This window comes from Clostridium sp. AF34-13 (genome assembly GCF_003477845.1).
Taxonomy (GTDB): Bacteria; Bacillota; Clostridia; order Lachnospirales; family Lachnospiraceae; genus Butyribacter; species Butyribacter intestini.
In genome coordinates this window covers 145,203-165,213 of record NZ_QUEB01000005.1, presented here as the reverse complement: position 1 = coordinate 165,213, position 20,011 = coordinate 145,203, and the positions used below count along the sequence as shown (strand labels likewise).

The window sequence follows — 20,011 nt, the reverse complement described above, 5'->3', positions numbered from 1 at the left end:
ATTCATGATAAGTCTCCTTTTTTAGAAATAAGTAACAGTTCAGCCTTGCATTTCTTACATTCATAAACCTGCCAGCGAGCTGTCAGTTGCTGCTTTGCAGCTTTTGTTTACTCATTTCAGAAATGAAAGGCTATTCTACCATAAAAAGCTACTTAACAATACAATGAACAAGCTCATTGTATTGCCAATTATCTTTTTATGGCTGAACTGTTACAGAAATAATATTATAGGTAATTGCGAAACTAACTATATGTTATATCTGCACAATTTAATCAAGATTTATGATAGTTTCGCATTTATCTGAAATAATACAATGTTTAGTTAAATTTGTAATCTGCATCATAATATATAATATACTATACTTTTGTGCTGCGTACCATTCCAAATTGAATTGAAATTTAGCTGAGTAGGGATTAAATGTATTTGTTATTGTTTGTGTCTGCGGTGTTGCAGGCGGAAAATTCTTATATTTAATATAAAGACAGAAAATTTGCCACTTGATATTATAAATATAATATTGTAAAATAAATATAAGTAAAAAGTTGGAAAAAAGCAAATCTGAATCTTGTATCGTCTGGCAGATTTGTTTAGAAAAAGATGGTGCAGAAAAGAGGCGAAGGATGAAGATTACAAATATTCCGGACATCAACGACTTTTTTAAGGTGGTTGACAAATGCAAAGGGCGTGTAGAACTTACATCATCAGAGGGAGACAGAATCAATCTTAAAAGTAAACTTACACAGTTTGTGGCAATGGCTCAGCTTATGAACACGACATATGTAAAAGAACTTGAGATAGTAGCATCAGAACCCGAAGATGCAAACAGACTCCTTGATTATATGATGAAAGGAAAAATCTGATACATTTATTTTATATGAATAAGGATAATGAATAAAAGTAAAAACAGAGAGTATGAACATTTAATTCATACTCTCTGTTTTTACTAAGATAAGTGCTGAAAATAAAGAATTAATATGTTTCAATAAATTATGGTCAGGAATACTGATAGTGTTATAGTGCCGAATAAACAATATCTCTTATAACCTGAATATCCCTGTAGCCGTTGCCGCCGCATTTTTGTATTACATAAATGATGGCAAGATTTTCTTTTGGGTCCATTGCGACATAACTTCCAAGCCAGCCGTCCCATCCAAATTCACCCTCTGAGCCAAAACTCTGGCTTGCAGGAACATCCATCATTACACGCATGAGATTTCCGTAGCCGTAGCCTTTGATAGTATCCCAGTCATACATTTCAAGCTGTTTTGGTGTGAGATTGTTTCTTGTCATTATCTCAACTGTTTTTCTGCCGAGTATGCGTACATTTCCAAGCGTTCCCTTACCAAGCATCATATTTACAAATTTTGAATAGTCATCTATCGTAGAGACAAGTCCTGCTCCGCCAGACTCAAAAAGCGGTTTCTTTTTGTGCATATATGTAAGTCCCAAGTGCTGCCAGGTGCAAGGCTCCATTGTCTGTGTTTCAGGCATATACTGGTAGTTTTGCATAAAACGGTTTTGTTTTTCTATAGGAACATAAAAGTCAGTTTCAGTCATTCCTAGTGGCTCAAATATTGTTTCCTTAAGGTATTCGCCATATGTCTTGCCGGTTACGACTTCAATCACCGCACCTAGAACATCGGCACAAAAACTGTATCTCCAGCCCTCGCCCGGCTGAAATTCAAGTGGCTGCTCACCGATAAGTACGGCAAGGTCATATGTAGATATAGGATTTCCGGCTTCGACATCGGCATAATACTTATCTATCATATTTTGCATTTCTTTTCCGGCAGGGAATGAAGCATCAGGGTAAGTAAGACCTGCTGTCATATTGAGAAGATCCTGAATGACAACTTCTCTTTTTGCAGGAACATAGCCTTTTTCAGTGAGAACAGTCTGGTTTTTAAAACTAGGGATAAAGTTGCTTACCGGGTCTGAGAGAGCGATAATTCCTTTTTCAACAAGTGTCATAACGGCAACTGCCGTGACCGGTTTTGTCATAGAATAACATCTGAAAATTGAATTTCTTTCCATCGGAATATGATTTTCTTTGTCTGCTTCGCCATATTCATTTCTGTAGACTTCCTTGCCGTCTTTTATAATACAAATGGCTGCTCCGACATTGCAATCAGGGTCTTTTGAGTTTCCTATAAGTGTTGATGATATGGCATCATCAAGTCTTTTTAAAATTTCTTTATTCATGGTTTTCCTCGATTCTTATTTAATGTACTCTAGAAATTCTTTATTCAGAAGATTTCGGGAGTATATTTTATTCATGCGAAAGCAGAGTGAGTATGGAACAAATAAATTTGTTCCATCTGAGCGTGCTCGCAAGGGCTTTGCCCTCATTTCAGAAATGAAAGGCTATTCTACCATAAAAAGGTACTTAACAATACAATGAACAAGCTCATTGTATTGCCAATTATCTTTTTATGCCTGAACTGTTACATTAAAAAAAATAAAATTTTTATATTTTATATTTTATCACAACATGATGGAAAAAAATACTGTATTTTTGACATTTGAATAGTAGTATAAGTTAGATAAAAAAATACATAATACTTATAAAGTGTTAATGGTTAAGTAATTATGAAACTACTTATAGGTTATATTTGTACAATTTAATCAAAGATACCGAGAGTACATGGTATTACAAAGGAGGTTCATATGATGGGGACAGGTATGAATCATTTTCAGGTTTATCTGATAATGTTTTTGACGGGTGGTTTTCTTTATTGTGGAATTGAAATTTTATACCGGGGATATTCCCATATTTCAATGCTGCTGGCAGGCGGATTATGCTTTATGCTCGTAGGAGCTGTTGAAAATTTGTTAGGTGATGGGGCATCGCTTATAGGGCAGATGATTATATGTGGTCTTATGATAACCGGTGTTGAATTTGTAGTCGGTATGATAGTCAACAGGCAGATGCATCTTAATGTGTGGGACTATTCCGGGCAGCAATACAATCTTAAAGGGCAGATATGTCTGCTATATACAAATTTATGGATTTTATTGTCATGTCCGGTGATAGTATTGCATGATTACATGGAATATATACTTTTGGGAAGTCAACTGCCGAATTATAAGATTTGGTGACATTTTAATAGGTCATTGCGAAACTACTTATAAGTTGTTTCGCAAACGCCTAATGATAGTTTAAGAATGAAAGGGGATTTTTATGGGGAAGTTTATAACTAATTCTTTTAAGTTAAGAAAAGCAGATGAGAGTAGGAAGAATGTTCCTTTTGAATATTATGCCGTTTTTTCGGGAAAGGAATTTAATATTCCAGTCGTCGATGTTTTTAGGAAAGGAAAAATATTTGGCAGCAGTCTTGATTTTGCAAAGGTGGTTTTTCTGCCTGTTGGGGCAAAATCTTATGAAAATGCGTTAGATATGGGACAAAAGATTGTAACATCAATAAAAAAGAAAATAAGATATGGGACTATGTCATCAATCGAGGAAAATGATGATATTTTGACAAGGGACATAAGAGGTTATCTCTATGATATTTTTGATGTTATGGAGATGATGTCATCGGCAGTAAAAAGCTGTGGGTTTAAGATGGGAGAGGATGTTGTATTTATGCTTGATGCGGGAGCAGGGAGATTATATAGGAAAGAAGCGGATATGTATTATTTTCCGGGGGAGAGTTTTAAGAGAAAAGATAAGTTAAATACCCAGGGAGATGAGAGGAAAACATGGCAGAATTATATAGAAAAAGAGGTCGGCTGTCAGTGTGAGGGAGTGGAGTATAGGACTTGCTGTGACAGCCCTGCTTTCAGTATGGAAAGTCTGTGTGACAGGGAAGTGCCTGACTATGAGAGAGGTGTTGACAGAGCTTTTTATCCGATGGTGTCAATGTATGAGAGAGACAGTGAGGATATTATGGAAAATATTCTGCCTGAGACACCTGATACAAAGGCGGTGTCTGTTCTTCGCACAGCTTCGGAGATGACAGATTATTATAAAAAGCTGTGCGACAGATTTCCGGTGATTGCTATATCCGGGGCACTTGCCGTGAATGATGTAAAGGGGTGGGAGATACTTGATGATAAATTGGGGGACAGTGTGGTTTTTCTGGATGAGGGTGTTTTCTAATGAATATAAAGAACGGACGCCGTGAATAAAGGTATTATTCCACGCTCATGGACGCTTTCGCTCGGAGAACATTCGCCGCGGTACATAAGCGAGCTTCAAAACGCTCGCCAAGTACCGATGATGTTCTAACACCATTCGGTCGGAATAATACCCCTTATTCACGGCTGTGTATCGCAAGGATTTATATATAAAGTTTGATATTATTAAATTTTGGTATTACATAAAAATAGTAAACGAAAATTACCTTTATAAGCAGGCAGCATAGCCTGCTACAAATAGCCGTTTGACAAAAAATTTAGTTTTTAGAAAAAGTTGAGATATAAATATACAAAAAATAATAAGTTTATGGTTTTATTTTGGGATGAGATATATTAGAATACATTATGATTTGTGTGGAAATTTCTGAGATGTGATGGTAGAATTGTAGGTTTGAACAGTAACTATAATATTCGGAAATAAAAAAATTTGAGGAAAAAGTATATATATTTACTGAGGATAGCGTGAAAAATAAAATTTTTCACACTCAGGATTTGTGTCTGCGTACACTTGACACAAATCTTATATATGAAATATAGATTAGTTCACATTATACAAAAAATGTGTGCAGAAATGAGGTTTTTATGTTTGAGTTAAATGAGAAAAATTATGCGAAAGCTGCCAGACAGGCTGTAGCTGAGGGATGTGTACTTCTTAAAAATGAGGGCGGTGTGCTGCCGCTTGTTAAAGGGACAAAGACTGCGGTTTTTGGTATTGGAGCTTTTTATTATTATAAGGGCGGTCTTGGCTCAGGTGGTCTTGTTAATACAAAGTATGTTGTCAGTATTCTTGATGCTTTGAGAAAAAGTGAGGATATTAGTGTGGACGAGTGCATTTGTGAGGAGTATGAAAAGTGGATAAAGGAAAATCCTTTTGATGAGGGTAACGGCTGGGGAAGTGTTCCATGGTCGCAGAAAGAGATGCCTTTGTCAGAGGAGTTTATCTGTGAAGCTGAAAAGAGAAATGATGTGGCAATCGTTATCATAGGAAGAACAGCAGGTGAGGATCAGGACAACAGAGCCGATGAGGGCAGTTATTATTTGACACAGACTGAGCGTGAGCTTATTAAGAATGTTACTGAAACTTTTGAAAAGAGTGTTGTTTTGTTAAATGTCGGAAATATAATCGACATGAAATGGGTGGACGAGTATAAGCCGTCTGCTGTTATGTATGTCTGGCAGGGCGGTCAGGAGGGCGGCAACGGTGTCCTCGATGTTCTTGACGGAACGGTTAGTCCGAGCGGAAAGCTGACTGATACCATTGCTTATAATATAGAAGATTATCCGTCAGCATCATATTTTGGAGATGCTGACAAGAATTATTATGTGGAAGATATTTATGTAGGTTATAAATATTTTCAGACTGTTGCCGCCGATAAAGTGATGTATCCGTTTGGTTTCGGTATGTCATATACGGATTTTGAGATAAGCGGCAGTGTAAAAAATGTTGATGAAAACAGCGTTGTTGTGGATACAGCCGTGAAAAATACCGGTGATTGTGAAGGAAAAGAGGTTGTACAGGTTTATATCGAAGCTCCTCAGGGAAAACTTGGAAAACCGGTGCGTACATTTGCCGGATATGCAAAGACTAAAGAGTTAGCTGCAAATGAAAGTGAAAATATAAGTATCTCATGCCCTAAATCATATTTTGCATCGTATGATGACGCAGGTATTACAGGACATAAGTCTGCGTTTGTGCTTGAAGCCGGTGAATATAAAGTTTATGTGGGAAACAGTGTTGCTAAGGCTCAATGTATCGGAAGTTTTTCGCAGGAATTTCAGGTGATAGAACAGCTTGAGGAAGCACTTGCACCGATTGAGGAATTTGAAAGGATGCATCCGGTTTCAGAAAACATTGAAGAACAGACAGTAGAAAATAGTAATGAGAATATTGAAATACAGTCTGCAGAAAAAAATCAGAAAAATTCATGTGAATACAGTATGGGATTTGAGAAAGTTCCTTTAAGAACCATAAGCCTTTCGGATAGGATTGAGAGTGAGATGCCTGAGGAGATATTATTTACAGGTGATGAGGGGTATTCGCTTAAGGATGTTGCAAATGGAAAGATAGATATTGATACATTTATCGGACAGCTTTCGGATGAAGACCTCATGTGCCTTATGAGAGGTGAGGGAATGTGCAGTATGAAAGTAACCCCTGGAACTGCTGCCGCATTTGGTGGTCTTACACCGTCGCTTGAAAGATTTGGAATACCTGCACTCTGTTGTGCTGACGGACCGTCGGGAATAAGAATGGACTGCGGAACTAAGGCATTTTTACTTCCTATAGGAACATTACTTGGGGCAACTTTCAATGATGAACTTATCGGGGAACTTTTTGAATATTTCGGTGCCGAGATGAAATATAACCGCATTGATACTATTTTAGGACCGGGCATGAACATACACAGACACCCTTTAAATGGAAGAAATTATGAGTATATTTCGGAGGACACGATTCTTACCGGAAAGATATGTGCGGCAGAGCTTAAAGGACTTCACAGAGCGGGTGTGGAGGGAACGATAAAACATTTCTGTGCAAATAATCAGGAATTTCGCCGTGCTGATGCAATGGGTGTGATTTCAGAGAGAGCACTCAGGGAAATTTATTTAAAATGTTTCGAGATAGCGATAAAAGAGACTGGATGCAGCTCGGTAATGACTACATACGGACCATTTAACGGACTCTGGACATCAGGGAATTATGACCTTTGCACAACGGTTCTCAGAAAAGAATGGGGATTTGACGGTATTGTTATGACTGACTGGTGGGCGGTTGCAAACTGGGAAGGAGAAAAGCAGGACAGAAAGAACAGGGCTGCAATGGTTCAGGCTCAGAATGATATATTTATGGTATGCCCTGATACTGAAAATGAAAATGCCATCGACAATATAAAAGCACAGTACACGATAGGTAATATAACAAGAGGGCAGCTTCAGAGAAATGCAAGGAATGTACTTAAATTTGCACTTAGAAGTCTTGCAATGCAGATAAAGCTTGGAAAAATTGACCTTGCGGAGTACGCACCTGAATGGGATACAAGTTTCAGACCTGACGGAGAACTTGAAATAATCATAGCAAAAGGCAGCCATATCGAGGTATCAGCCGAACTTGCAGAAAAGGTGCTTTATGATGATGGAATTTACTTTAATATAGCAGATACAATGGCAGGAGATTACAGTGCAGTTATAAATATAACTTCACAGCATAACGAGTACACGCAGATACCTATATCCGTATTTATAGACAATGATTATCGTGGAACTATCACATTCCAGGGAACGAATGGAAAAGAAGATGAGAATGAAATTTCCATTGGAAAACTTGGAGAAGGAGAACATTATGTCAGAGTGGCTTACAGACCGCATGGCATAACGATGAATAAGATTGTTATAAAGAAGAATGATTAGAGTGGTGTTTGATATTTGCCTGACATGATAACATATGATATTATTTTTGTATTGACGGTGATTTAAGGAGAAGATGTATGAACTTATCTAATGTTAAAATAAAAAATTTTCGTAATATTGAAGAACTGGACATTAAATTTAAACCCGGATTTAACTTGATTAAGGGGAAAAATGGAAAAGGAAAAACATCTGTTTTAGAGGCGATAGCTGTCGGTCTTGGAGGTTTTATAGGTGGAATAGCAGATGTTTCCACAAGGCATTTCAATATTGATGAGGTAAGAACTGAATATTTAAAGATAGGTGACGGTTCTTACAGCAAAAAATATCATGTACCTACGGAAGTTACGATAGCAGCACAGTTATACGGTGAAAAATATCAGTGGACGAGAGGAAAGAGCAGTATTAAGGCATCGAGAAGTACAACACAGCCAAGAGACATATGCCGTAAAGCGGAAGAAATGGCTGAGGATGATAATGTAGAACTTCCTATTCTTGCGTATATAGGGGCGGGCAGAGTATGGAATCAGATGAGACAGAAATGGGAGAATCCATTTAGAAAACATTATTTCAGAACAGTGGGATATACAGATGCACTTATTGAGGCATCTAATGAAAAATTGTTGATGAGCTGGTGTGTCAAGATGGAGCAAATATCATGGCAAAAAGAGAAAAAAATAGCAGAGTACGAAGCTGTTAAAGCCGCAGTAGCTAAATTTATGGATTTTATGGAGGAAAAAGAGGGGCATATTGTATTTTATGATAAACAGGAAGAACAGATGATGTATAAGTCGGATGAACTGATACAGCCGATAGAACATCTCAGTGCAGGTTATCAGTCTTTAATTTGGACAGTATTTGATATTGCATATAGAATGGCAGTACTAAATCCATCAAAGCTTGACAAGATTGCAGAAACAGCAGGCGTTGTTCTGATTGATGAAATTGATATGCATTTACATCCCAGATGGCAATGGAATGTTGTTGGGGCATTGATCAGCACATTTCCAAATGTTCAATTTATTGCGGCAACTCATGCACCAATATTATTTGCATCACACAAAAATATATGGATTATAGATGTGGATGAGGAGGAAGTAAGGTATTCAGAGTCGCATTATGGTATGGATGTTAATACTTCTATGCAGTATTATCAGAATACAAGGGAAATCCCGGAAAAAGTAAGACAAAAAGTTGAATTATTTAATGAAAAAATGGATGATGAAAAATATGAAGAAGCTGAAGTTATTTTAAAACAACTTGAAATAGAAACAGCTCCGGCTCATCCGTTGTTAGTAGAACTGCGTACAAGATTTGAATTTGAAAGTACAGATTGGGAGAAGTAATGATATATATAAAGAAAGGGAAAGAACCTGCATCCTTAACTAAATATAAAAAACAAAAATTTGCTTATTATGATGGGTATAAAGAAAAAGATGATTTACGAAAAATGCTTTTAAAAGAGCAGGGGTATCTGTGTGCTTATTGTATGAGGAGAATTGATATAGAGCACATGAAAATAGAACATTGGTTTCCTGAAAATGAGCTGAGTGATATAGAAAGATTAGACTATAGAAATATGCTTGGATCATGTGAAGGGCATATTGATGGAACAAACGGAAAAAAAGATGATACATGTGATTCGCATAAATCAGGGGATAAAATAACAGTAAATCCATTGGATAGAAGTACATTGTGTTCTATAAAGTATAATTCTGATGGAGAAATTTATTCAGATAATGAGATTATTGAGAAAGACATTGATGTTGTATTGAATCTGAATTCTGAAAAGCACCTGCTTAAGCTAAATAGAAAAAGTATGCTAAAGCAGGTTAGAGAAGAATTGTGTAAAATGCAAAAAAGAGGAATATGGGGCAGAAGTGTGTTGGAAAAAGTAAAAAACAAATACATAAATGCAGATGAAAACGGTTATAAAAAAGAATATGCGGGTGTTGCAATATGGTATATAGATAAAAAATTAAATAGTACTACATAAAAATAATAATCTGTATTTTTTTTCCATCATCGCTTTTAGCATGAATCGTTCCGCCATGCAGTGTGACAATGCTTTTTGCGACAGAAAGACCGATTCCTGAGCCACCCGGGGCAGAACCACCGGGACCTCCGTTTGTGTCTCCATCAGGCTTTGCAGGAGGAGTGCCCTGCGGCATCCCACTTGGTGGAGTCATGTTATCGCTTGTGTTTACGGTCTCTGCATTTGCATTTTTGGCGGTCTGTTCAGGAACAAGCTGTATTGTACCTATGACAAGAGCAGACGATAATCCCATTGCTAATATACCTTTCCAATTTCTCATAAAAATCACAACCTTTCTAAATTTTGGTGACAGTTTAAAAATGTAAGGCTAAACTGTCTATGCTTTTGTTTTTTGATATTTCATGTGCATTAAAATTATCTGTTGTTTACACTGTAAGTCTGAGCAGCAGGGTAATATGTTGTTTGGTTATATCCGTATAATACAATGCAAAGTTAAAATGAACTTAAAAAGTAACAGCTCAGCCATAAAAAATTAAAATATCAGCGATGAAGAATAAATTTTTTTCGCATTAAAAATCGCTAGTATTTAACAAAATATCTTCTGATGATGTAAAATAGTTATAAAAAGTTTACGCATTGGGAGGTATTTTGATATGAACAAAAAGGAAAAAAGAAAAATCAAAGAAAAAGACAGAGGTATTGTAGATATTGCTGTTATAGCAAATCATTTTTTTAAAGACCTTCTAAAATGGATAAATGAAATGAACGATCCTAGGCAACGGGGGTATATTAAATACGAACAGTCAGATTTTATTATACTTGGTATTCTGAAAAATATATGCGGTGTGGAAACAATGAGGCAAATGGATGAAAAATTTAATAAAGAAAACTGCATAAAAACATTGAAAATGATATCTGGGGACAAAGAATTATCAGAAATGCCACATTACGATACAATAAATTATTATCTTGAAAAATTATCTCCAGAATGTTTAAGAGGTTTAAGGAAAAAGATGATTTATAGTCTGATACGGAGAAAAAGTTTTTATAAACATCGTTTATTAGATAAATATTGGAGAATAATACTTGATGGGACAGGACAGTTTTATTTTAAAGAAAGGCATTGTGAAAACTGTCTGTGTGTGAAAAGAAAGGTATCAGATGGTAGTACGAGAATATTTTATTATCAAAAAGTTCTAGAGGCAAAAATAGTAATGAGTAATAAGGTTGTCTTAAGTCTTGATACAGAATTTATAGAGGGTGAACAGGAAAATATAAGCAAACAAGATTGTGAGCAGAATGCAGGAAAAAGAATTTTAAGCAGAATAAAAAAAGAATATCCAAGACTGCCAATTTGTATACAAGGTGATGCATTATATGCAACAGAGCCGATAATGAAGATATGCAGAGAAAACAAATGGGTGTATATATTTACTCATAAAGGAACAAGACAGAGATTGTTACAAGAAAACTATGAGCTGTTAGAAGAGGGAAAAGACAAATATATCATTGCCAATGTATGCCAAGAAAAAGGAGAAGGAAAATTTGCAAACAATGTAGGAAAACTGGCCGGAAAAACAGAACAAATGAATATATTAGAGTATAGTTTTGAAACAAAAGAAAAGAATGGATTAAAGAGGAAGAGAATGGAATGGGTAACGAATATAGAGATAACAAGGAGAAATTTAGAAAAACTGATAACAGCAGGAAGAGGGAGATGGAAAATAGAAAATGAAGGATTTAATAATCAGAAAAATGGAATATACAAGATATCCCATATAAATAGCCGAAACAGTAGGGCAATGAAAAATCACTATCTGCTAACGCAGATATCAGATATAATAATGCAGCTTTATCTGTCGTGGAATAAATACATAAAAGAAATAAAACAGAGCATAAAAAATACATCTTTAAGGTTATTGGAAAGTTTTCGAAGAGACCCAATAATAGATGAAGATGTAAAACAAATCACCAAATATATAACGATACATTTGGAATAAATATATTATACACAAAATAAATAAAAAAATCCATATAAAATTTGGGAAACTATGCCTTGTGACTGTGGATAAAGACATGAAATCAATGTGGAAATGTTGAAATAGAAAAATATTGTAAAAAAATGAGATATTGTAGATGATTACAAAAATTTATTCTTCACTGCTGTTAAAATATGAATTTAAATGGAAATATTTAAAGATATATAGTATAATAAAAAAGACAGGTGTATTCCTATCGGCAGATATCTAGAGTACATTAAATAATAAAGGGGGAAAATACATGAAATTAAGCACTAAAATAAGTATTGTATTCAGTTTGACAATTATTATACTGGTTTATATTATCGGTACAGAGGCATGTTTATATAGTTATAGTTCAACTATTTCTCTTGTGGAAAAAAATTCAAGGTCATCGGCAAAGACAACAGCAAGGGATATAGAAGCACTTTTGCAAAATTACAAAAACATTGCTAAAGCTTCAGGTTCCGATATTACATTGATTGGAAATGTTCCTAATGAAGTAAGAGTGAAAAAGGTTGAACAGCTTGCAAAACAATATGGCTTTACGAGCGGAAATCTGTTAAATAAAAAAGGTGTGAGTATTAAGGATGGCACAGACTTTAGTGATAGAGATTATGTAAAAGCAGCACTTAATGGAAAAACCAATATTTCAGATGTCACATTAAGTAAATATACAAATACATATGGGATAAGCATAGCAGCACCACTTATATCATCTGGCAGGATTATAGGTGTGGTTTATTATAGAGCTGATGTTGATTTTATGAATGATATTGTAAAACACATTTCTGTAGGTCAAGGAAGTTATGCTTATATACTTGATGAAAATAACAATGTCATTGCACATAAAAATGAAAAATATATAATGAACGATAAGTATAAGGAGATGATTCCTAAAGATATTAAAAACTGTATATCTTCACAGAATGGCAGCATGACCTGTTCTTATGGCGGTGATAAATATATATGCGGCTATTCAAAGATAGATAAAACGGCAAATTGTCGTGTTGTTATAGCATCACCGGAATCAGCATATAATTCGGATATACTCAGATTTGTCAAAAAACTTGTTATAAGTGATATTATAGCACTTATAGTAGCCATAATAGTAGCACTTATAATAGCAAGAGTGATAAGCAGACCAATAGTAAGGGTGAAAAATCTATTGTCAGCATTGGCACAGGGAGATTTGTCAGTGCAGCTTAACGATACCAAAAATAAAGATGAGCTTGGCATACTTCAAAATTCGGCGGTATCGCTTAACAGGATGCTTTCGGATATGCTTACACAGTCGGGGGATGTTCTTTCAAAGATGGCAGCATATGACCTTACATCCGAGGATATGAGAGAATATCCGGGTAAGTTTAATGAGCTTGCAGCTTCGATAAATTCAATCAAGGCTATTTTAAGCAATATGATATTAAATATACAAAATTCATCTGTCAATGTTGACGGTGGTTCAAAGCAGCTTGCAGAGGCGGCTTCAATGCTGTCGGAGGGTACTATGGCACAGGCATCTTCATTACAGAAACTTGTTACGGATGTGGAAAATGTAGCACAGAATATAAATGCAAATTCCGATAAGACTATTTTTGTTAATGAAAGTCTTGGTAATCTTGACAGCGAGATAAAAGACGGAGATCAGAAAATGCAGGAACTTTCCAATGTCGTAAGAACAGTTGAGGAAATGTCCGAGGACATCAAAAAGATAGTAAATACGATAGACGGTATTGCTTTCCAGACCAATATCCTTGCATTAAATGCTTCTGTAGAAGCAGCAAGAGCAGGAGAAAGTGGAAAAGGTTTTGCTGTTGTAGCACAGGAGATTGGTACACTTGCCACAAAGAGCAGTGATGCTTCTAAAAAGACGGCAGAGCTTATAGAAAAATGTATAAAAGGAATAGAAAGTGCAAAAGAGTATGCAGATATAACATCAGATTCACTTGCAAAGATTGTGTCAGATTCAAACAATATTGCAAATGCATTTGATGAAATGTCTAAGGCAAATGAGATACAGGCAAAAAATGCCAACGATATAAGAAATGAGATAGAAAATATATCTCAAGTAGTTCAATCCAATACGGCTACGGCACAGCAGACGGCAGCCTCAACGGAGGTTCTTTCAGAGCAGGCGGCGGCACTTAAGGATATGACAGGAAGATTTAAGGTTGATTACTAAAAATTAGTTTAACGATATCAGTAAAAGTTTTGAGATACCTGGTGGTTTACAAAAGCATATATATCATAATAAAAGATTAAGCCGTAAAAAGACATAAAAATATACTATTTATGACATTGTTATGACTTGAAAATTTACTTTAATATAGTCAGGGAATTCAAAACAGTCTTAAATATTAAATTGCTGATTACAACCATATTGTAAGCAGCAATAGTGATGGAGCTGTTACATTATTATGTGGCAGCTTCATTGCGTATGTGAACGGTAAATAAAGATGACTTTTAGTATAGTCAGCAAAAAGTATCCTGTTTGCCGCAAAACGGCAGATTTGTTAGTTTTTTAATGTAAAACACAACTGATTATCAAAATGAATTGTTAAATAAAAAATGTTAATATAAATTAGGATGATACGTGGACTGACATCACACGCAGGTCGGGTGACATGTCGTATCGAAGGTAGAAAAAACAATATTTGGGCAAAACAATAAAATATGACAAAATAGGAGGCATTTATGAAGAAATCATTAAAAAAGATAATGACATTTGCTCTTTCGGCAGCAATGGCAGTTACCGGTATGTCAGGTACAAGCTTTGCATCTGCTGCAACAAAGACAAATGAAGGCGGAGCAGTTATGGCTTCATCAACAAACGAGGTTGAGACGCCTGACAATCCATCACCATATACAGACCTTTCAGCAGGTGAGATAATATCAGAAATGGGAACAGGATGGAATCTTGGAAATACATTAGAAGGACACCAAAATTATGCGGTTGGGGAAACTGTATGGCAGGGTGCAAAAACTACAAAGGCATTTGTAAAATATGTACATGATGCAGGCTTTAATACAATCCGTATTCCGGTCACATGGGGAAATATGATAAATGCTGACTATTCAATCAATGAAGAGTGGATGAACAGGGTTCAGGATGTAGTTGATTATGCTACAGCAGAAAATATGTATGTTGTATTAAATATTCATCATGACGGTACAGACAATAATTCAGATTATAAGGGTACTTATGGTGATGAAAAATATAGTCATGGCTGGCTTGACATTACATCTGATGATGAGACAGTATGGAGTGGAGTTAAGACAAAGTTTGCAGGAGTGTGGAAGACGATTGCAGAAAGATTTAAAAATTATGATGAGCATCTTATACTTGAATCAATGAACGAGGTATATATTCATGGTCAGGGCTGGACGGCAGATGCGGAGTCAATATCTAAACAGAACAAAAAGATAAATGAACTCAACCAGATATTTGTTGACACTGTGAGAGCAACAGGCTCTAACAATGCCAAAAGATGGCTTACGGTGTGTTCATTAAATACAAATATCAAATATGCATTAGGAAATTATTCAACAAGCTTTGAAATTCCAAAGGACAGTGCGGCAGGAAAAATTATGGTAACTGTTCATGATTATGATGCATATAACAAAAATTCGGTAAATGAAGCAACAGATGCATCGTATGCAAATCAGTTTAAACAGCTTAAGAGTAAATTTGTAGACAAAGGTGTGCCGGTGCTTGTAGATGAGTATGGTTTCCAGACAAAGATTATTCCGGATGCAAGAGCGTGCAAATTTGAGGGTGTAAACTACCTTGCAAAGAAGTACGGAATGGTTGTTGTTGCATGGGACAACAACGGAGCAGGCTCAGGAGAGTCGTTCAGAATTTTAAACAGATACTTTAATAAGCCATATTCCGTAAAGACGGTATCCGCTATTATGAGAGGATACTTTGTAGATACAGAGGCTCCTCAGTACAGATTTGATGCTTCTGACGGAGAACTTGCGATTATAAAAATGACATCTGTCAAAACAGATACAGATGATGTGACTCTTAAAGTTGGAGAGAAAAAGCAGATAACAGCAACAACAGAACCTGCCGGGAACAATGATGTAGTTCTCTGGAAATCTGATGATTCCAGTGTAGCTTCAGTTTACAATGGAAAGATTACGGCTACTGGTGTCGGAACAACAACAATCCATGCATATTCACAGGCAGATGCATATGACAGCAGTACAACGACAAAAGTTGAAAAGACAATAAAAGTAACTGTTGAAAAGACAGACCTTGCAAAAGCAACAACAGCTATTACTACGGATTTTGACTCATATAAACTTGAGGAAAAACAGTCTGCATTTATAAATGCCATTGCGAAAGCGGCAGACGGAAGTGCAAATGGTGCAGCAATAAGATATTCTTCATCAAATGAAAAGATTGCAACTGTATCACGCAATGGAAAGATAGCAGCAACAGGTACAGGTGTTGCAGTAATCTCAGTAATAACAGCAGATGGCTTTGAAAAGAGCATAAATGTGACTGTAGGTTCAGTTACGGAGAGTGCTTATGAGACAAACCTCGGACTTCGTCTGTACTACTTTGATGAGGCTGCAAATTCATACAACTACACGGATGTTGCCACGGACAGAGTAGCTGTTAAAGCAGACGGTGAATACACATTGACGATAGATGCAGATAAGGATTTAAACGATATAGCTAAAAAAGCACTTGCAGATGCAAACGGAAATGCCTGCATTAATCACATAGCATCACTTTATATAATGGATGCAGATGTGGCGTCACAGAAACTTACAAAATCACAGGTTCAGAGTGGTAATATCATATACAAAAAATTTGTTGTTAATGACACTAAAGAAATTGAGATAACAAACAAAGAAGCTAAGTCAGTAATGAGTGGGACAACATTTGATACCGGAAATCCTTTAAATGTATGGGATGGTTCAGTGATTTCGTCAGGAATAGAGTCAAAGACAAGCAGCGAGGGTGCACAGTATCTTGACTTTGCAAGTGACTTAGGAAGTGTAAAAAAGATAAGTGTAACATTTACATTATCAGGACTTTCAAGTATGGCGGCATCCAAAGATGATGAACAGCCTGACAGCAAACTTGATGAAGATGATGACAATCCAAACAAAAATGACAACAGCAATAACGGAAGTAATGATAATAAGAATGACAATACAAACACAAGTGAAGCAAAGAATGTTAAGATTGGAAATGTTACATACAAATATATCAAGTCATCAAACAAGATAACAGGTGTTGAGTACGCATCAAACTCAAAGAAAGCATCACTTAAGACAGTAAGCATACCTGCAACTATAACAGTAGGAAAGACAAAATACAAAGTAGTAAAGATTTCAAATTCTGTATTTAAAAATGCAAAGAAACTTACTACGGTTACTATCGGTTCAAATGTAAAACAAATAGGAAAAGATGTATTTAACGGCTGCACAAAACTAAAGAGTGTTAAAGTAAACTCTAAAGTCATAACAAAAGTAGGAGCAAATACATTTAAGAAAACAGCTTCAAAGCTTGTGATAAAAGTTCCTTCGGCAAAACTTTCTTCATATAAGAAGATATTCAAAGGAAAAGGTCAGAGTAAAAAGGCTGTAATCAAAAAATAAAAAGAGTAATTTATTTATAAAAATTTGCAAACACCCTCTTATAATATGTTTTATAAGGGGGTGTTTGTGTTGAATGAAGTTTGTTTCTTAACGAAAGCAAACAGCGTTGACTGTATAGTTTTAAAGCAAGCTGTTCAAAAATGGAGATTAGTGTAAAAAATTTACTGTTTATTCATTATTTCCGGTTGAATTTGTGATATAATAAACTCCAAAATCCAGATGCGTTGCATCTGTCGCACTTCGTGCTATAAGATTTTGTCGTTCACAAATTCGGTGCAGGAGAACAAGCTCTCCCGCATTGCGAATTTGTGATATAATCGACGAGTTTATTTGGGTTACTGCTCACTTGCATAGCTTGACGGCAGTGTCAGGTATGTGAGTGGGCAGTAATGTCGTTTTTTGCAAATCTATAACTGTACGGTAGATTTGCATATGTGTGCGTCGTACAGAGATTGGAAAATAAAAGATGAATTTTGAAGAATTATGTTTGGATACGCGTATATTGAGAGCAGTTACGGAGATGGGTTTTGAGCAGGCGAGTCCTATTCAGGCACAGGCGATACCGGTTGCCATTGAAGGAAAGGATATGATAGGGCAGGCTCAGACGGGAACGGGAAAAACAGCAGCGTTTGGAATACCGCTTTTGCAGAGAGTAGATCCTCACAACAAGAAGCTGCAGGCAGTTGTACTTTGTCCGACAAGAGAACTTGCGATACAGTGTGCAAATGAGATGCGTAAATTTGCTAAATTTATGCACGGAATAAAGGTACTTCCGATATATGGAGGGCAGGATATCACAAAGCAGATACGCTCGCTTAAAGGTGGAACACAGGTTGTTATTGGAACACCGGGACGAGTTATCGACCATATAAGAAGACATACATTGAAAATGGCAACAGTAGGGACGATAGTTCTTGACGAGGCTGACGAAATGTTAAATATGGGATTCAGGGAGGATATAGAAACAGTGCTTCAGACACTTCCTGAGGAGCACCAGACACTCCTTTTCTCAGCAACAATGCCAAAGCCTATTATGGAGATAGCAAAGACATATCTTAAAGAACCTGAGATAATCAAGGTTGTAAAGAAAGAGCTTACTGTTCCGAAGATAGAGCAGTATTATTATGAAGTAAATCCGAGAAAGAAAGCGGAAGTACTTTCAAGACTTCTTGATATGTATGATCCGGAACTTTCACTTGTATTCTGTAATACAAAGAGAAAAGTAGATGAACTTGTTGAGGACTTAAAAGGTCGTGGATATTTTGCGGCAGGACTTCACGGTGACCTCAAACAGAGCCAGCGTGACAGGGTTATGAATGGTTTTAGAAACGGAAGAACAGATATACTCGTGGCAACGGATGTGGCGGCAAGAGGAATAGATGTTGACGATGTTGAAGCGGTCTTTAACTATGATGTGCCACAGGATGATGAATATTATGTGCACCGTATCGGAAGAACAGGCCGTGCAGGAAGAACAGGTCGTGCATTTACGCTTGTTGTCGGAAAAGAGATATACAAACTTAAGGATATTCAGAGATATTGCAAGACAAAGATAAAACGCCAGCCGATACCGTCAGTAAATGACATTACGGATATAAAGGTCGAAAAGGTGCTTGAAAAGATAAGCGGAATAATCGAGCAGGACAATCTCGGAAAGATGATAGATATTCTTGAGGAGCATCTTGAGGACAGTGATTACTCGGCAATCGAGGTGGCAGCAGCACTCCTTTCTATGGAAATGGGAGATGCAGTGCTTGACAATAATTCAGGTGAAGAATTTGGAGATACCGGAGCAGAGCCTGGAATGGTACGACTTTTCGTAAATATAGGAAAGAAAGACCGTGTCAGGATAGGTGATATTTTAGGTGCAATCGCAGGCGAATCCGGAATGCAGGGAAACCTTGTCGGAGCAATAGATATGTATGATAAATATACATTTGTCGAAGTGCCGAGAGAGTATGCAGCAGATGTAATTGAGGCGATGAAGCACGCAAAGATAAAAGGCAGAAATGTAAATGTAGAACCAGCAAATAAGAAATAATGTATATATGGAGTTTTGATTATGTCACTGTATGCAATAGGGGATTTACATCTTAGCTTTGAGTCGGATAAATCTATGGAAAGGTTTGGTGACGAGTGGAAAGACCATCCTAAGAAAATAAAGGATAACTGGCATGATATTGTAAAGGAAACTGATACAGTAGTTATTACAGGTGACCATTCGTGGGGTAAAAGGCTTGAGGATAGTATGAAAGACCTTGAGTTTATAGCAGGTCTTCCCGGTAGAAAGATTTTGCTTCGTGGAAATCATGACAGATTTTGGAACAAGACAAGTAAGACTGACAGCCTAAATGAACTTTTTGTAGGGAAACTTTTATTTCTACAGGACAATTTTTATGAGTATGAGGATGATAAGAGCGGGAAGAAGTATGCACTTATCGGTTCTAAAGGTTTTTCGACGGATGAGTATTGTTTTCTGGCAGAGGATAAGATAGAAAAAAGGTTTAAGAATGAGAGAAAAAGACTTATAAAGTCATATGAAGCCGCAAGGTGTGCAGGATATGATGACTTTCTTATGTTTCTTCATTATCCACCGACAAATGTGCATGAAAAAGAGGGGATGTTTACTGAGCTTGCACGGGAGTTTGGTGCAGAGCAGGTGGTGTACTCGCATCTTCATGGAAAAGAAAGATTTGATTACAGTATAATAGGAGAACATGACGGTATAAATTATACACTTGTTTCGTCAGATTATCTTGATTTTAAGCCAAAGCTGATAAAGTGATGCTTTGGCTTAAAATATCAGTAAAATGGGTCTGTCGGTTTATTGACA

At 36.3% G+C, this 20,011-nt stretch carries 13 protein-coding genes; 11 read left to right on the top strand and 2 right to left on the bottom strand.

Features of this window, described 5'->3' with window-relative positions; genetic code table 11:
- The first annotated feature begins 620 nt into the window (after positions 1-620).
- Positions 621-860 (top strand): hypothetical protein, encoded by a 240-nt coding sequence (locus tag DWZ63_RS06030; RefSeq protein ID WP_055944931.1) that lies wholly within the window; start codon positions 621-623, stop codon positions 858-860.
- Between the two features lie 151 nt (positions 861-1,011).
- On the opposite strand, the gene DWZ63_RS06025 is transcribed toward DWZ63_RS06030, so the two are convergent.
- Positions 1,012-2,202, bottom strand: a complete 1,191-nt coding sequence (locus tag DWZ63_RS06025) for a serine hydrolase (protein ID WP_055944929.1) — start codon at positions 2,200-2,202, stop codon at positions 1,012-1,014.
- Between the two features lie 465 nt (positions 2,203-2,667).
- Here DWZ63_RS06025 and DWZ63_RS06020 point away from each other — a divergent pair, with 465 nt between their 5' ends.
- The 5 genes from DWZ63_RS06020 to DWZ63_RS06000 all read left to right on the top strand — a co-directional run bounded on the left by DWZ63_RS06020 (position 2,668) and on the right by DWZ63_RS06000 (position 9,541).
- Entirely contained in the window at positions 2,668-3,099 is a 432-nt protein-coding gene (locus DWZ63_RS06020) for a hypothetical protein (RefSeq protein WP_022013221.1), read from the top strand.
- 82 nt (positions 3,100-3,181) lie between these two features.
- Positions 3,182-4,102 (top strand): hypothetical protein, encoded by a 921-nt coding sequence (locus DWZ63_RS06015; RefSeq protein WP_118499130.1) that lies wholly within the window; start codon positions 3,182-3,184, stop codon positions 4,100-4,102.
- 620 nt (positions 4,103-4,722) lie between these two features.
- On the top strand, positions 4,723-7,548 hold the full coding sequence (locus DWZ63_RS06010) for a glycoside hydrolase family 3 protein (protein WP_118499128.1): 2,826 nt from the start codon (positions 4,723-4,725) through the stop codon (positions 7,546-7,548).
- A gap of 77 nt (positions 7,549-7,625) precedes the next feature.
- Positions 7,626-8,891: an AAA family ATPase gene (locus DWZ63_RS06005; protein ID WP_118499126.1), complete on the top strand. Its 1,266-nt coding sequence runs from the start codon at positions 7,626-7,628 to the stop codon at positions 8,889-8,891.
- Positions 8,891-9,541, top strand: coding sequence for a retron system putative HNH endonuclease (locus tag DWZ63_RS06000; protein WP_055944914.1), 651 nt, complete (start codon positions 8,891-8,893; stop codon positions 9,539-9,541). Before DWZ63_RS06005 ends, DWZ63_RS06000 begins: the two co-directional genes overlap by 1 nt.
- On the opposite strand, the gene DWZ63_RS15645 is transcribed toward DWZ63_RS06000, so the two are convergent.
- Entirely contained in the window at positions 9,534-9,860 is a 327-nt protein-coding gene (locus DWZ63_RS15645) for an ATP-binding protein (RefSeq protein WP_055944911.1), read from the bottom strand. The two genes, DWZ63_RS06000 and DWZ63_RS15645, sit on opposite strands and share 8 nt — an antisense overlap.
- 334 nt (positions 9,861-10,194) lie before the next feature.
- On the opposite strand from DWZ63_RS15645, the gene DWZ63_RS05990 reads away from it, so the two are divergent.
- The 5 genes from DWZ63_RS05990 to DWZ63_RS05970 all read left to right on the top strand — a co-directional run bounded on the left by DWZ63_RS05990 (position 10,195) and on the right by DWZ63_RS05970 (position 19,963).
- Positions 10,195-11,541, top strand: coding sequence for a transposase family protein (locus DWZ63_RS05990; RefSeq protein ID WP_118499124.1), 1,347 nt, complete (start codon positions 10,195-10,197; stop codon positions 11,539-11,541).
- Between the two features lie 280 nt (positions 11,542-11,821).
- Positions 11,822-13,741 (top strand): methyl-accepting chemotaxis protein, encoded by a 1,920-nt coding sequence (locus tag DWZ63_RS05985; protein ID WP_118499122.1) that lies wholly within the window; start codon positions 11,822-11,824, stop codon positions 13,739-13,741.
- Positions 13,742-14,253: 512 nt separating this feature from the next.
- A complete protein-coding gene (locus DWZ63_RS05980) occupies positions 14,254-17,178 on the top strand; it encodes a cellulase family glycosylhydrolase (RefSeq protein ID WP_055944902.1) in 2,925 nt (974 codons plus the stop codon).
- Positions 17,179-17,644: 466 nt separating this feature from the next.
- Positions 17,645-19,219 carry a DEAD/DEAH box helicase gene (locus DWZ63_RS05975; protein ID WP_055944899.1) on the top strand — a complete coding sequence of 525 codons (1,575 nt, stop codon included), beginning with the start codon at positions 17,645-17,647 and terminating at the stop codon, positions 19,217-19,219.
- A 21-nt stretch (positions 19,220-19,240) separates the two neighbouring features.
- The gene (locus tag DWZ63_RS05970; protein ID WP_055944896.1) at positions 19,241-19,963 is read left to right on the top strand and encodes a metallophosphoesterase; all 723 of its coding nucleotides are present in this window, start codon (positions 19,241-19,243) and stop codon (positions 19,961-19,963) included.
- Positions 19,964-20,011: the final 48 nt, after the last annotated feature.

Bases quoted from the DNA above. Each gene is read 5' to 3' on its own strand.
- DWZ63_RS06030 (WP_055944931.1), top strand. From the start codon at position 621: ATGAAGATTACAAATATTCCGGACATCAACGACTTTTTTAAGGTGGTT.
- DWZ63_RS06025 (WP_055944929.1), bottom strand. From the start codon at position 2,202: ATGAATAAAGAAATTTTAAAAAGACTTGATGATGCCATATCATCAACA.
- DWZ63_RS06020 (WP_022013221.1), top strand. From the start codon at position 2,668: ATGATGGGGACAGGTATGAATCATTTTCAGGTTTATCTGATAATGTTT.
- DWZ63_RS06015 (WP_118499130.1), top strand. From the start codon at position 3,182: ATGGGGAAGTTTATAACTAATTCTTTTAAGTTAAGAAAAGCAGATGAG.
- DWZ63_RS06010 (WP_118499128.1), top strand. From the start codon at position 4,723: ATGTTTGAGTTAAATGAGAAAAATTATGCGAAAGCTGCCAGACAGGCT.
- DWZ63_RS06005 (WP_118499126.1), top strand. From the start codon at position 7,626: ATGAACTTATCTAATGTTAAAATAAAAAATTTTCGTAATATTGAAGAA.
- DWZ63_RS06000 (WP_055944914.1), top strand. From the start codon at position 8,891: ATGATATATATAAAGAAAGGGAAAGAACCTGCATCCTTAACTAAATAT.
- DWZ63_RS15645 (WP_055944911.1), bottom strand. From the start codon at position 9,860: ATGAGAAATTGGAAAGGTATATTAGCAATGGGATTATCGTCTGCTCTT.
- DWZ63_RS05990 (WP_118499124.1), top strand. From the start codon at position 10,195: ATGAACAAAAAGGAAAAAAGAAAAATCAAAGAAAAAGACAGAGGTATT.
- DWZ63_RS05985 (WP_118499122.1), top strand. From the start codon at position 11,822: ATGAAATTAAGCACTAAAATAAGTATTGTATTCAGTTTGACAATTATT.
- DWZ63_RS05980 (WP_055944902.1), top strand. From the start codon at position 14,254: ATGAAGAAATCATTAAAAAAGATAATGACATTTGCTCTTTCGGCAGCA.
- DWZ63_RS05975 (WP_055944899.1), top strand. From the start codon at position 17,645: ATGAATTTTGAAGAATTATGTTTGGATACGCGTATATTGAGAGCAGTT.
- DWZ63_RS05970 (WP_055944896.1), top strand. From the start codon at position 19,241: ATGTCACTGTATGCAATAGGGGATTTACATCTTAGCTTTGAGTCGGAT.